Here is a 12,875-nt window from a genome sequence, read left to right as displayed (position 1 = left end):
GCTAACCTTTTAGGCTCGTATCTTCCCGGGAAACCGTGCACAGCGTCTCGCCGGATGGGTGATCGGATGGAAACAGCGCTCCGCCGCGACCCGCTTGCGGGCGTGCCCCGGACGAGTGCCGCCGGGCGCAGGGCGGCAGGTCTGGCGGCCGGCATCGCCGCCCTCGCCGCGATGGTCCTGGCCAGCTTCCTGATCGGCTCGCGGCTGCTCACCCCCGGCGAGATCGGTTCGGGCCTGTGGGCCTACCTGGGTGCGGGCGACGGCTCGGGCCTGGCCGCCGAGCTCGTGAACATAGCGGGCCTGCGGCTCGTGCGCACCCTGCTCGGCCTGCTCGTCGGGGCCGCCCTGGGCGTCGGCGGCGCACTCGTCCAGGCCATCACCCGCAATCCCGTCGCCGAGCCGGGGGTGCTCGGCATCAACTCGGGGGCCTCCTTCGCCGTGGCGCTGGCCGTCTCCCTCGGTGGGGCCGGATCGGCCCGCGGCCACATGGTCGTCGCAGTCATCGGCGCGCTGGCCGCCACCGGCGTCGTCCTGCTCGTCGGCTACAGCACCGGATCCACCTCGGACCCGGCACGGCTGACACTGGTCGGCGTGGCCCTCGGGGCGATCCTGTCCGGTGTCGTCAAGGCCCTCGAGCTGCTCGACCCGGCGGGCTTCACCGCGCTGCTCGCCTGGGAGTCCGGCTCCTTCGAGCAGCGGGGCGCCGACGTCGTCGCGGCCGGGGCCCCACTGGTCCTCGTCGGGCTCGTCGCGGCCTGCGCGCTGTCCGGCCGGCTCAACGTGCTGGCCCTGGGCGAGGACCTCGCCGCGGCGCTCGGCGCCAATCTCGTCCTCGTCCGCGCGGCGGCGGTCTGCGCCATCGCGGCGCTCGTCGGCGGTGCGACGGCCCTTGCCGGGCCCGTCATGTTCGTCGGCCTCATGGTGCCGCACGTCGTGCGCTGGTTCACCGGTCCCGACTACCGCTGGATCGTGGCCTACGGCATCGTCTACGGCCCGGTGCTCATGCTGGCGGCCGACGTCATCGCCCGGGTGGCGGTCTGGCCCGGCGAGATGCCCGTCGGTGCGACCACCTCGTTCATCGGCGCGCCCGTGCTCATCTGGCTGGTGCGCCGTTCGAGGGGGTCGGCGCTGTGAGCGCCGCGATCGGCCGCGCCCTCGAGCGCCGGGGCGGCGCCCGGGCCACCGCCGTCCTCGCCGGCCTCCTCGCGGCGGTCGTCCTGCTGGGCCTGGTGGCGTTGTCGCTGGGCGACTACCCGCTGAGCCTGCCGCAGGTGGTGCGGGCCCTGCTCTCCGGCGACGGCTTCGCGGGGACGATCGTGCGCAGCTGGCGGGCCCCGCGCGTCGTGGCCGCCGTCTGCTTCGGTGCGGCACTGGCCCTGTCCGGGGCGATCTTCCAGTCGTTGACCGACAACCCGCTCGGCTCCCCGGACGTCATAGGCCTCACCACCGGCTCCTACACGGGCGTCATCGTGGCGGTGGCGGTGCTCGGCGGGGGGATGGGGGCCACGACCGGGGGCGCGCTGATCGGCGGCATCGCGACGGCCGTCATCGTCTACCTGTTCGCCTATCGGCGGGGGATCCAGGGCTTCCGGCTCATCATCGTCGGCGTCGGCGTCACCGCCATGCTGACGGCGCTCAACAGCTGGATCCTGCTGCGCACCAGGACCGAGCTGGCCATGACGATCTCGATGTGGGGCGTCGGATCGCTCAACCTCATGAAATGGCCCGACCTGCTGCCGGCCCTCGCCGTCCTGACCGCAGGGGCGTGCGGGCTCGGCGCGCTCGCCGGTCACCTGCGCCAGCTCGAGCTCGGCGACGACGCGGCGGCCGCCCATGGCGTGCGGCTGGAGGCGACCCGGCTGGCGCTCATCGTCGTCGGCATGGTTCTCATCGCCGCCGTCACCGCCGTGTGCGGGCCGATCAGCTTCGTGGCGCTGGCCTGCCCGCAGATCGCCAGGATGATGCGCGCCGGGGCCGGACTGCCGCTGCTCGACACCGCACTCGTCGGCTCCCTGGTGCTCCTCGCGGCCGATCTCGCCGCCCAGTACGCGCTGCCCGTGGTGGTCCCGGCCGGGGTCGTCACCATCGTCTTCGGAGGGGGATATCTGCTGTGGATGCTCATGGCCAGGAACAGGTAGCCGAGACGCGCGCAGCCGGTGACGGCCCGCGCCTGCGCGCCGAGAACCTGACCCTCGCCTACGACAGGCACGAGGTGTGCCGCGAGCTGTGCCTGGACATCCCCGACGGCTCGTTCACCGTCATCGTCGGACCCAACGGCTGCGGCAAGTCGACGCTGCTGCGCTGCCTGGCGCGCCTGCTCGCGCCGAAGGACGGGGCGGTACTGCTGGACGGGCGCTCCCTGGGCCAGATGTCGCCGAAGGCGGCCGCCCGCGTCATCGGCCTGCTGCCCCAGGGCGCCGCCGCGCCCGACGACATCACCGTCATCGACCTGATCGGGCGCGGGCGCTTCCCCCACCGCCGGCTGCTGCGCGACACCCGCTCCGCCGACCGCGCCGCCGTCGAGGCGGCAATGCGGGCCACGAGCACCACCGACCTCGCCGACCGCGCCGTCGGCGAGCTGTCCGGCGGCCAGCGACAGCGGGTCTGGGTGGCCATGGCCCTCGCCCAGGAGACGCCGCTGCTGCTCCTGGACGAGCCCACCACCTACCTCGACATCGCCCACCAGATCGATCTGCTCGAACTGTTCGCCGAACTCAACCGGCAGGGCCGGACGATGGTGGCGGTGCTCCACGACCTCAACCAGGCGGCCCGCTACGCCACCCACCTGGTGGCGATGAAGGACGGGGCCGTCGTCGCCCAGGGGGCCCCGGCGCGGGTCGTCACGCCGCGGATCGTCAAGGACGTCTTCGGCCTGGAGGTGCTCGTCATCGACGACCCGGTCACCGGCACGCCGATGATCGTGCCCTGCGCGCGGGGCTGATCCCGGCCCCGCGCGCAGGGCCCCGGAACGGTTGGCTCAGAGGAGGTCGAGCACCTCGCGCTCGATGACGGCGCCGACCGCGCCGGCGGTGTTCGCCCCGGCGATCGGGTAGCGGCCGTCCAGCAGGCTCGGGTGCGCGTTCGACATCGCATAGGGGTGCCCGACCATGTCGAGCATGTCCACGTCGTTCGGCATGTCGCCGAAGGCCATCGCCTCGGCCGGGTCGACGCCCATCCGCGCCAGGACATCGGCGAGCATCGCGGCCTTGCTGACACCCGGCGCGCTGCACTCGATGAGACCCTGCTCGCGCGTCATCGAGAAGGTCACGTTGATGCGGTCGCCGGCGATGCCCCGCGCGGTCGCGACCAGGTCCTCGGTGGGCGTGCCGGGTGAAACGGCGAGCACCTTCACCGCGACGTCGACCGCGAGCAACTCGTCCAGCGGGGCGATGCTCGTCGGCCTGACGGGGCCCTCCTCCAGCAGTCCCTCGTAGCGCGGGTCGGTGCCCCATTCGGCGTGCGCGTACTCGACGGCGAAGCAGACGTCCGGCACGCGCGCGGCGAGCTCCCCGGCGAAGTCGAGCGCGTCGGCGGTGTCGAGGCCGTGGTAATCGAGCAGTTCGTGACGGGCCAGGTCGTAGAGGACGGCGCCGTTGGTCGAGATGACCGTCGGCCCGATGTCGGCCAGCGGATCGAGGACGTCGATCCAGCGGGGCGGCCGGCCGGTGGCGAAGACGATGCCGAGGCCCGCCCGGGCGGCTCGGCGGAGGGCCGCCACGCTGCGCGGATGCGGCTCCATCGCGCTCCTGAGGAAGGTGCCGTCCAGATCGGTGGCGACCGCCCGGATGAGCCGGCAGCCGGCGGCCCGCGGAGGAGGCCCGGCCATGACTAAAGCCTCGTCTGCTGCTGCGTCGGCTCGTCGCTGGCGCTTTCCGTGCCGGAACCGGAGACGTTCATCGACGGCGTCCTGATCGGCGAGTCGTGCCCGCCGGGGGTCTGGGAACCGTCGCTCCGGCTGTCGGACGGGCTCGCGCTGGCCGAGCCGGACTCGGAGGACTCCGACTCGCTGGGCGAGCCGGAGCCGGACGAGTCGGACTCGCTGGGCGAACCGGAGCCCGAGTCGCTGGAGTCGCTCGAGGAGCTCGAGCTGGCCGAGCCGGTGGTCGGCGCGTTCGGGGACTCCGGCGGTTGGTTCTGGAACAGCAGTACTGCGACGAGCAGCGCCGTCGTCGCCACGAGGATCATGAGCAGCCAACTGGCCAGCACGGGGACCCAGCCGGCGCGGTCCCGACGACCGGGCCAGGGCAGCGGCCACAGGCGCCAGGCGCCGGGACGCGTATTGGAGGACCAGGGGATCGAGAAATCTGGGCCGCGGCTGGCGCCGAGTTGCGGGCTGGCCGACAGGTCGACGCTGCGCAGCAGGCGATCGGCCTCGGCCAGGGCGTGCGCCGAGCCGTCCCAGACGAGCGCGACCCAGGGCGCGAGGGGCGCGTGGCCGGGGCCGACCGGGTCGTCGTCCTCGCTGCGGAACAGGTGCCCCAGACGGCCCCCGTCCTGGCCCTGGCCGCCGCGGGCGACGACGGTCTGGGAGCTCATCTTGTTGACCTCGCCGGCCAGACGATCGCGGGCGGCGGCGTCGCCGGCGGCCCCCTCGGCCAGGATGACGAGCATCACCTGGTGCTCGGCGTCGGCGTGCGCCAGATAGGCGACGCCCGCCTCGGTAGCGGTCAGCCGCGCATCGATCCAGAAATCGCCGATCTTCGGCGGATCGGTGGGCAACAGGGGGAAGGCCTCGACGCCCATGGGCGCCGAGATGGGCTGCGCGCCGGCGGGCTGGCCCTGCGCTGGCTGATCCTCGGACATCGCGCACCATCTCACCACAAATCGGCCGCCCAGCGAAGCGGAGGAGCCGGTGGCGGGTGGCATCGTCCCGGCGGCTCCGGCCCCGCCCCCCATCGGGGCGCGGTGCGGGTCGCATGCGCCCCGAGTGCGCCGGGGGAGGGTCGGGGCCGGGGTAAGGTGGCCCTCGACGCCCTGGGGTGCGTCGCACCCTATTCCCGAACCGCTGCAGGAGACAACGCGTGAGTGAACAGACCCAGGCCCCGTCGAGCGCCGAGGAGACGGCGATCCTTCTGGGCAAGGCCATCAGCCAGGTCCAGCAGGTGATCGTCGGCCAGGAGCACATGGTCGAGCAGCTCATGGTCGGCCTGCTCTCCCAGGGCCACATCCTTCTCGAAGGCGTCCCCGGTACGGCCAAGACGCTGGCCGTGCGCACTTTCGCCACCGTCGTCGGCGGCACCTTCTCCCGCGTGCAGTTCACACCCGACCTGGTCCCCTCGGACATCGTCGGCACCCGCGTCTACCAGGCCAGCAGGGAGACCTTCGACGTCGAGCTCGGTCCGGTCTTCACCAACTTCGTCCTCGCCGACGAGATCAACCGCGCGCCCGCCAAGGTGCAGGCCGCCATGCTTGAGCTCATGGCCGAGAGGCAGGTCTCGATCGCCGGCACGACTTACCCGATGAGGGACCCCTTCATCGTCATCGCCACGGAGAACCCGGTCGAGTCCGAGGGCGTCTACCCGCTGCCCGAGGCCCAGCGCGACCGGTTCCTGCTCAAGGTCGACGTGCCCTACCCGAAGGGCAACGAGGAGCTTGAGATCCTGCGCCGCATGTCGGTCAGGGCCCCCGAGGCCATGCGGATCCTCAACCCGGAGCTCACCAGGTCGTTGCAGAACCAGGCGTCGGGCGTCTTCGTCCACAATCTCGTGGCCGAGTACATCGTCCGCCTGGTCCTGGCGACCCGCAACCCGGCCGATTTCAACATGCCCGATCTGGCGCGCGTCATCTCCATCGGCTGCTCCTCGCGAGCCACACTGGGCCTGGTTGCGGCCGCCCGCGCCGTCGCCCTCATCCACGGCCGCGACTACGTGCTGCCCACCGACGTCCAGGCGATCGCCCCCGACGTCATGGCCCACCGCGTCGTGCTGAGCTTCGACGCCATCGCCGACAACGTCAGCGCCGCCCAGGTGATCGAGCGGATCCTAGCGATGGTGCCCGCGCCCACCCCGGTCTGGAACAGCGGGCAGGCCGGTGCCCCGAAGGGTCGCTGAGCAGTGACCGCCACCGCGCCGCGATTCCTTCCCCCGCAGTCGAGCGCCCCGGCGCCCTCGAGCGAAGCGTCCGCCGTGCTGTCGGTGCTCAGGGAGCCCCGCGGTCCCACCGTGTCCCTGCGCCACCTGGCCCCCGAGGCGGCCCTGCGCCACCTCGAGCTGACGATCGTGCGCCGGCTCGACGGCTACCTGCAGGGCGACCACCTGGGTCTGATGCCGGGCCCGGGCTCGGATCTGAACGACGCCCGCCTGTACGTGCCCGGCCAGGATGACGTGCGCCGGATGGACTGGGCGGTCACCGCACGCACCACCGTGCCGCACGTGCGCGACACCATCGCCGACCGCGAGCTCGAGGTCTGGACCCTGCTCGACGCCACCCCGTCGATGAACTGGGGCACCGGCGCCGTCACCAAGCGCGACCTGGGCATCGCCGCAGTGGCCACCTTCGGCTTCGTCACGCAGAAGATGGGCGACCGCTTCGGCGGCATGCTGCTGCACAGCAGCGGCGTGACCCGCATGCGGGCCCGCTCGGGGCGCAACGCCCTGTACGGCCTGCTCAAGAGGATGCTCGAGGATCCGATCGAGACCGACCGATCGGGCGGCGAGTACGACCTGGCGACCGGCGTCGAGGCCATGGTGCGCGCTCAGCAGCGTCGCGGCCTGCGCGTGGTCGTCTCCGACTTCCTCACTGCCGGCGATCCCGAGGTCGATGCCAACCGCCCGCCGGCCTGGGAACGCCCGCTGCGCCGTCTCGGCGTGCGCAACCAGGTGGTCTGCGTCGAGGTCGTCGATGCCGCCGAAGTGGACTTCCCCGATGTCGGCGAGGTGCTCGTACGCGACCCCGAGTCCGACTTCTCGCGCTTCATCAACACGGGCGACGCCAAGGCCCGCCGCGCGGTCAACGCCGCGTCGAGGGCCCAGCGCGAGCGCACCGCGGCCGCGATCCGCCGTGCCGGTGCCGGCCACGTCGTGCTGCGCACCGATCGGGACTGGGTGGCCGACATCGCCCGCTTCGTCCTGACCTATCGCCGGACGGCCGCGGTGGCCTCGCAGCCGCAGAGGGGAGCGGGCGCATCATGAACGCGACGCACGTGCTGTGGTGGGACTTCTCCCGGCCGGGCCGGCTGTGGGCGCTGCTGATCATCCCGGCGCTCGTCATCGCCTACATCGTCATCCTGCGGTTCGCGAAGAACCGCGGCATCCGCTACACCAATACCGGCATCGTCGGCGTCGTCGTGCCGCGGCAGCGCCAGTGGCACCGGCACGTGTGCGTGGCCCTGACGCTCTGCTCACTGGCGACCATTACCGGCGCCTGGGCGGTTCCGGTCGGGGAGACGAGGGTGCCCCGCGAGCGTGCGACGATCGTCATGGTGCTCGACGTCTCGCAGTCGATGATGGCCACCGACGTCCAACCGAGCCGCTTCGAGGCCGAGAAGAGTTCCGCGGTGAGTTTCATCTCGAGCCTGCCGGCCGCCTACAACGTCTCCCTCGTGACCCTGTCGGGCCATCCGAACACGCTCGTGCCGCCCACCGTCGACAGGGGGGTGCTCACCCAGGCGATCAACTCATTGACGCTTCAGGACGGCACCGCCATCGCCGACTCGATCACCGACGGCCTGGCCGCGCTGAGGCAGGCCCCCACGGGCGATGACGGCACCCAGGCCCCCGGCCTGATGGTGCTGCTGTCGGACGGCTCGGAGACCTCCGGCGGCGACCCGGTGGCCGCCGCCCGGCAGGCCGCCGAGGCCTCCGTGCCGATCTACACGATCGCCTTCGGCACCCAGAACGGCTATGTCGACCTGGACGGCGAGCGCTACAACGTGGCGCCCGACACGAACCTGCTGGCGCAGGTCGCCTCCGCCAGTGGCGGCGAGGCGCTGGACGCCTCCAGCGCCTCCGAACTCAACGACGTCTACAAGGACCTCAGCTCCGACATGGGCTACGAGACGCAGAAGACCGAGGTGACCGCCCAATGGGTGCTCATCTCGCTCATGTTCGCCGTCGTCGCGGCCTTCGGTGCCGTGGGCATGGCTTCGAGGTGGTCGTGATGATCCCGATGCTCAGCTTCATGAGCCCCCAGCGCCTGTGGTGGCTCATCGTGCCGGCAGTCGTCGTGGCGCTCTACGTGCTGCTGATGCGCCGTCGCTCCAACGAGTCCTCCAACGGGCTCCTCCAGTCGATCCTGCCGCGCGACACGAGGCTCAGGCGTCACGTCTCCGTCGGCGCCGCGATCATGTCGCTGGTGATGCTCGTCATCGCCTACGCGCAGCCGCAGGCCATGACGAAGGTGCCGCGCGACCGCGCGACGGTCGTCGTGGTGATCGACGTCTCGCGCTCGATGATGGCCACCGATGTCACCCCGACGAGGCTCGACGCGGCCAAGGAGGGCGCCAAGGAGTTCGTCGGTTCCCTGCCCGAGAGCTTCAACGTGGCGCTGGTGTCCTTCGCCGCGACGGCCGACATCAAGATGCCTCCCACGACCGACCGCTCGGCCCTCGAGAATGCCATCGACGCCCTCGAGCTGGCCCCCTCCACGGCGATCGGCGAGGGCGTCTACACGGCTCTGGACGCGCTCAAACTGGCCCCCGAGGACCCGGATCATCCCGGTGAGACCGCACCCGGCGCGATCGTCCTGCTCTCGGACGGTGCCACCAACATGGGCCGCTCCTCCTCCGAGGCGGCCACCGAGTCGAAGAACCAGGGCGTGCCGATCTACACGATCGCCTACGGCACCTCGAGCGGCTACGTCTACGAGAACGGTCAGCGCCAGTCGGTGGCCGTCGACCACGCGGAGCTGTCGCAGGTGGCCAAGGACTCCGGCGGCAAGAAGTACTCGGCCGATTCGCTGAGCAGCCTGCAGGCCGTCTACGAGACGATCTCCCACCAGATCGGCTACGTCGACGAGTACCACGAGATCACCGCGCGGTTCGCGGGCTTCGCCCTGATATTCGCCGTGCTCGCATCGACGGGTGTCATATCGTTGGCCGCGAGGTGGCCGTGATGTCCGAGAAGAGCCCCGCGCGGGTGGTCGAGCAGGTGGACGGAGCGACGCGCGAGCGCGTGCAGAGGGTCTGGGAGCAGCTGGGGGCCGCCTGCGCGGCCGCCGGACGCGACCGCGCCGAGGTGCGCCTCATGCCGGTCAGCAAGCTGCACGCCGTTGCCCGGATACGGGCGGTCCACGCCGCACTGGCCGAGGTCAGCGGGGACGCCGGGGCCCGCTCCTTCGGCGAGAACCGTGTGCAGGAGATCGTCGCCAAGGCCGGGCAGCTCGCCCCCGGCGAGGGCATCGACTTCGCGCTCATCGGCCATCTGCAGACCAACAAGGTCAATTCCGTGTTGCCGCGCATCGGCGAGTTCCAGGCGCTCGACTCCCTCAAACTGGCCGCCAGGCTCAACCGCAGGCTCACCGAGCTGGGTCGCACCCTGGACGTGCTCGTCGAGGTCAACACCTCGGGCGAGGAGGCCAAGCACGGCGTCGGACTCGGACAGGCCTTCGCTTTCTGCGAGGCCCTGGCCGACTACGAGGCCCTTGACGTGAAGGGCCTCATGACGGTGGCCGTGAACAGCCCCGACGAGTCCCGTGTCGCGGCCTGCTTCGACGCGCTCGTCGAGCTGCGCGACCGGCTGCGCGGCCAGGCCGTGCTCGGCTCCACCTGGTGCGAGCTCTCGATGGGCATGAGCGGCGATTTCCCGCTGGCCATCGCCCACGGCGCCACGACGGTGCGCATCGGCACCGCCCTGTTCGGGCCCCGCGAGCGCTGATCCGGCCGCTCACCGGGCCGCGAGGTTCTCGATCTCCAGCTTCTCGACGTCATCGGCGGGCTTGAGGCCGAACAACTGGGCGTAGAAGCTCAGCTCGCACTCCAGCACCCGGCGCTTCGTGGCCGGCAGGCGGAAGCCGTGGCTCTCGCCCTCAAAGGCGACCAGCGCCACCGGCAGCCCCTGGGCGCGGATCGCGCCGGCCAGCTCCTGCGACTGCTCCGGCGGGACGATCGGATCATCCAGGCCCTGGAGGATGAGCATCGGGGCGCCGAGCCCGTCCAGGTGGTTGATGGGGGAGCGCTCCTCGTACAGCGCGCGGGCCTGCGGCCACGGTCCCAGCAGGCCGTCGTTGTAGCGGGCCTCGAACTTGTGAGTGTCGGCCTGCAACGCGACCAGGTCGGCCACGCCGTAGCGCGAGACGCCCGCCGAGAACGCGTCCGAGCGCTGCAGCGCGCGCAGCGCGGTGAAGCCACCGGCGCTGCCGCCGGTGATGACGACCTGCTCCGGGTCGGCCAGCCCGGCACTCACCGCATAGCGGGCCGCGTCGGCGCAGTCGTCGACGTCGGCGACGCCCCACTGGCCGCGCAGGCGTTCGCGGAAGGCCCGCCCGAAACCGGCCGAGCCGGAATAGTTGACTGCCATGACGGCGAAACCCCGGCTGGTCCAGAACTGGGTGGGGACCGAGTAGCCGCCGACCGCCATGCCGGTCGGCCCGCCGTGCACGGTGACGAGCAGCGGCGGGCGCGTGCCGGCCGGGGCCTGGAAACGGGGGTTCTTCGGCGGCCAGTAGAAGCACTGGAAGCGGCCGTGACGGTTCTCGTCGACGAAGTGCGTCTCGCCCACACTCGTCAGGGCCGGGTCGGGTGCTGCGGACGGGCAGTGGACGAGAGCCGAACCGGCACTCACGTCGATGATCGCCGGTGGCCCGTCGGCCCGGCGGACCAGTGCCAGCACCCCCCGTTCGGTAGCGACGATCTGCTCCAGGTCGGCCACCGTGCCCAGGCGCTCGGGTCTTCCGCCGGCCAGCGGACATCGGGCCAGCTCGGCCGAGCCGTCGACGTACAGGGCGAACCACGCCTGGTCCTCGTGCACCGCGCAGGCGCTGCGAGCCAGCTGCCAGGTGGGCAGGTCGGCGTCGTGGGGCTCGGTGAAGACCGGTTCGTGGGCAGTCGGGCCGCCGGCCCAGCGCCGCAGATTCCAGTAGCCGCTCGCGTCCGACATGAACAGCAGCGAGCCGTCGGGCGCCCACAGGGGATGCTGCGCGGCGGTGCCTCCTGCCGGGTCCTGGGAGGCGCCGTCGACGAGTATCCGCTCGTCGGCCAGGTGCACTCCGCCCCCGTCGTCGAGACGGGCGACGACCAGCTGGGCGGCGTCCCACGGCATGGCCGGCTGGTCCCACTGGACCCAGGCGCAGGCCCCGTCGGCGCGCACAGCCGGATCGGCGTAGAAGTCGTGGCCGGCGGCGAGTACGACGCCCGGCCCCGGTTCGTCGCCGGGCCAGGGCAGGGCCACGAGGGCGGTGCTGACGTCCTCCGGATCGGTGTGGTCCTCGCGCACGGCCAGGACGACGCCGAAGACGGCGCACGGCGCGAAAGCCGCGAAGCGCATCCGGGGGTCCGCCGGCGTCAACGCCGCGGGCCGGCCCCCCTCGGGTAGTCCGAACACCCGGCCCGCGGCCGCGTCGGACCAGACGACGATGCCCCCACCGGTCGCCCAGGAGCCGCCTCCGTACTCGTTGACGCGCGTCCGTACGTCGGCCGGGGCGGGCGTCAACTCGGTGAGGCCCGCCCCGTCATGGCGCACCAGTGTCATGCGGGAGCCCTCGGCGGGGCGGGACTCGAGCCAGTAGGTCCTGCGCCCGTCGCTGCCGAGCTCGCGCATCGCGGCCCCGTCGGCGAGCACGTCGTCCGGGCCGATGGGGGAGGACCACGATCCGTAGGGGGCCGTGGTCGGGGGACGGGGTGCCGGCGAACTCATGCCCCAAGGGTACGTGGGGTCGCCCCGTCGGGCGCCGCTCCGCTGGAGCGCGGAGCCGTGCGGCGGCCGACGCGGAGGCGCCGTCCGGCCCACTGCGCGGCCCCGGATCCTTGATCGACCACCACCGCCCGGCAAGGATAAGACCTCATGGAGGCAACACCCGTCACGCAGAGCGTCACCGGCCTCGGCCTGGCCGCCGCACTGCCGCAGCTCAAGCAGTCCACGCTGTCGCGTGTGGTCGTCGACAACCCGGCAGCGCGCGTCATCCTCTTCGCCCTCGACGCCGGCCAGTCGGTCGACCCCCACGACGAGCCCGACGCCGAGGTCATCACTCTGCTCGACGGCGAGCTCGAGCTGACGGTGGGGGAGGGGACCGCCACCGTCACCGCCGGCGATGTCGTCTATCTGGCCCCCGGCGAGCGCCAGGGCTGGGTCGCCACCAGGCCGAGTCGCCTGCAGCAGGTCATCCTGGCCCCCGGCGGGGTCGGCTGAGCTCTGGCGGCCGATCCGCGGGCGCCTCGGCGCCCAGTTTGGCGTGTTGGCCCGAACTGGTGCACAATCTGTGCGACAACACCGGCCACGAGCCGGCTGCACCGGGCCATGACGATCATCCCGAACAGGCTGCTGGGGAAGGCACACCTGGAACGATGGAAGGAATCGGCATGGCCAAGAACGCACGTGGCGAGATCTTCATCCACTCGGCCACAGCGGCGCTGTGCCCGCACATCGAGTGGGCGGTCAGCGCGGCCGTCGGCGCGCCCGTGAAACTGGACTGGACGCCCCAGCGCGCCCAGGCCGGTGCGATGCGCGCCGAGGACATCTGGGAGGGAGACCGCGGCACCTGCGCCCAGATCGCCTCGACCCTCATGCGCTGCCAGCGGCTGCGCTTCGAGGTGACGGCCCAGGCCGGTCCAGGCGGATTCGGCGAGCGCTACTGCTATACGCCCTCCCTCGGCGTCTTCCACGCCGTCACCGATGAGTTCGGCGACATCCAGATCAGTGAGAACCGCCTGCGCGCGGCCGTCGTCAAGGAGGCCCTCGGCGGCCAGGACGCGGCGCAGCGCCTCAATACGCGCCAGGAGGTCG

The 12,875-nt window shown here is 72.0% G+C and carries 13 protein-coding genes; 10 read left to right on the top strand and 3 right to left on the bottom strand.

Annotation, left to right across the window (positions count from 1 at the left end; all coding sequences use genetic code 11):
• Positions 1–66: 66 nt before the first annotated feature.
• The 3 genes from R2N01_RS06145 to R2N01_RS06135 are packed head-to-tail and all read left to right on the top strand — an operon-like array spanning position 67 to position 2,941.
• Positions 67–1,134 carry an iron chelate uptake ABC transporter family permease subunit gene (locus R2N01_RS06145; RefSeq protein WP_316669513.1) on the top strand — a complete coding sequence of 356 codons (1,068 nt, stop codon included), beginning with the start codon at positions 67–69 and terminating at the stop codon, positions 1,132–1,134.
• Positions 1,131–2,138, top strand: a complete 1,008-nt coding sequence (locus tag R2N01_RS06140; RefSeq protein WP_316669512.1) for an iron chelate uptake ABC transporter family permease subunit — start codon at positions 1,131–1,133, stop codon at positions 2,136–2,138. The genes R2N01_RS06145 and R2N01_RS06140 overlap by 4 nt, the downstream gene beginning before the upstream one ends.
• Complete coding sequence (locus tag R2N01_RS06135; RefSeq protein ID WP_316669511.1) at positions 2,111–2,941, top strand: ABC transporter ATP-binding protein; 831 nt, start codon at positions 2,111–2,113, stop codon at positions 2,939–2,941. Before R2N01_RS06140 ends, R2N01_RS06135 begins: the two co-directional genes overlap by 28 nt.
• Positions 2,942–2,977: 36 nt before the next feature.
• On the opposite strand, the gene R2N01_RS06130 is transcribed toward R2N01_RS06135, so the two are convergent.
• Together R2N01_RS06130 and R2N01_RS06125 are read right to left on the bottom strand one after the other, a co-directional pair.
• A complete protein-coding gene (locus R2N01_RS06130; protein WP_316669509.1) occupies positions 2,978–3,826 on the bottom strand; it encodes an HAD family hydrolase in 849 nt (282 codons plus the stop codon).
• Between the two features lie 2 nt (positions 3,827–3,828).
• Complete coding sequence (locus tag R2N01_RS06125) at positions 3,829–4,803, bottom strand: hypothetical protein (RefSeq protein WP_399553246.1); 975 nt, start codon at positions 4,801–4,803, stop codon at positions 3,829–3,831.
• 218 nt (positions 4,804–5,021) lie between these two features.
• On the opposite strand from R2N01_RS06125, the gene R2N01_RS06120 reads away from it, so the two are divergent.
• The 5 genes from R2N01_RS06120 (at position 5,022) to R2N01_RS06100 (ending at position 9,812) form a co-directional block, all read left to right on the top strand.
• Positions 5,022–6,050: a MoxR family ATPase gene (locus tag R2N01_RS06120; RefSeq protein WP_316669507.1), complete on the top strand. Its 1,029-nt coding sequence runs from the start codon at positions 5,022–5,024 to the stop codon at positions 6,048–6,050.
• A gap of 75 nt (positions 6,051–6,125) precedes the next feature.
• The gene (locus tag R2N01_RS06115) at positions 6,126–7,130 is read left to right on the top strand and encodes a DUF58 domain-containing protein (RefSeq protein WP_316669526.1); all 1,005 of its coding nucleotides are present in this window, start codon (positions 6,126–6,128) and stop codon (positions 7,128–7,130) included.
• Positions 7,127–8,098 (top strand): VWA domain-containing protein, encoded by a 972-nt coding sequence (locus R2N01_RS06110; protein ID WP_316669505.1) that lies wholly within the window; start codon positions 7,127–7,129, stop codon positions 8,096–8,098. Before R2N01_RS06115 ends, R2N01_RS06110 begins: the two co-directional genes overlap by 4 nt.
• The gene (locus tag R2N01_RS06105) at positions 8,098–9,051 is read left to right on the top strand and encodes a VWA domain-containing protein (protein ID WP_316669503.1); all 954 of its coding nucleotides are present in this window, start codon (positions 8,098–8,100) and stop codon (positions 9,049–9,051) included. The genes R2N01_RS06110 and R2N01_RS06105 overlap by 1 nt, the downstream gene beginning before the upstream one ends.
• Entirely contained in the window at positions 9,051–9,812 is a 762-nt protein-coding gene (locus tag R2N01_RS06100; protein ID WP_316669500.1) for a YggS family pyridoxal phosphate-dependent enzyme, read from the top strand. Before R2N01_RS06105 ends, R2N01_RS06100 begins: the two co-directional genes overlap by 1 nt.
• Before the next feature lie 9 nt (positions 9,813–9,821).
• Here the strand turns inward: R2N01_RS06100 and R2N01_RS06095 are convergent, their stop codons facing one another.
• The gene (locus R2N01_RS06095; RefSeq protein WP_316669498.1) at positions 9,822–11,789 is read right to left on the bottom strand and encodes a prolyl oligopeptidase family serine peptidase; all 1,968 of its coding nucleotides are present in this window, start codon (positions 11,787–11,789) and stop codon (positions 9,822–9,824) included.
• Positions 11,790–11,936: 147 nt separating this feature from the next.
• Between R2N01_RS06095 and R2N01_RS06090 the strand changes: the two genes are divergently transcribed.
• The gene (locus tag R2N01_RS06090) at positions 11,937–12,281 is read left to right on the top strand and encodes a cupin domain-containing protein (RefSeq protein ID WP_316669495.1); all 345 of its coding nucleotides are present in this window, start codon (positions 11,937–11,939) and stop codon (positions 12,279–12,281) included.
• 170 nt (positions 12,282–12,451) lie between these two features.
• Positions 12,452–12,875: DUF3145 family protein (locus tag R2N01_RS06085; RefSeq protein WP_316669493.1), on the top strand; the 424-nt coding region annotated here is incomplete at its 3' end.

This window comes from uncultured Propionibacterium sp. (genome assembly GCF_963539965.1).
In the GTDB taxonomy this organism is placed as follows: domain Bacteria; phylum Actinomycetota; class Actinomycetes; order Propionibacteriales; family Propionibacteriaceae; genus Propionibacterium.
The sequence above is the reverse complement of the archived record's forward strand: the minus strand, read 5'-3'. Positions and strand labels throughout refer to the sequence as shown.

What these genes read in the sequence shown, in the direction of transcription:
- R2N01_RS06110 (WP_316669505.1), top strand. Translation starts at nt 7,127, where the DNA reads ATGAACGCGACGCACGTGCTGTGGTGGGACTTCTCCCGGCCGGGCCGG.
- R2N01_RS06100 (WP_316669500.1), top strand. Translation starts at nt 9,051, where the DNA reads ATGTCCGAGAAGAGCCCCGCGCGGGTGGTCGAGCAGGTGGACGGAGCG.
- R2N01_RS06105 (WP_316669503.1), top strand. Translation starts at nt 8,098, where the DNA reads ATGATCCCGATGCTCAGCTTCATGAGCCCCCAGCGCCTGTGGTGGCTC.
- R2N01_RS06095 (WP_316669498.1), bottom strand. Translation starts at nt 11,789, where the DNA reads ATGAGTTCGCCGGCACCCCGTCCCCCGACCACGGCCCCCTACGGATCG.
- R2N01_RS06130 (WP_316669509.1), bottom strand. Translation starts at nt 3,826, where the DNA reads ATGGCCGGGCCTCCTCCGCGGGCCGCCGGCTGCCGGCTCATCCGGGCG.
- R2N01_RS06125 (WP_399553246.1), bottom strand. Translation starts at nt 4,803, where the DNA reads ATGTCCGAGGATCAGCCAGCGCAGGGCCAGCCCGCCGGCGCGCAGCCC.
- R2N01_RS06090 (WP_316669495.1), top strand. Translation starts at nt 11,937, where the DNA reads ATGGAGGCAACACCCGTCACGCAGAGCGTCACCGGCCTCGGCCTGGCC.
- R2N01_RS06145 (WP_316669513.1), top strand. Translation starts at nt 67, where the DNA reads ATGGAAACAGCGCTCCGCCGCGACCCGCTTGCGGGCGTGCCCCGGACG.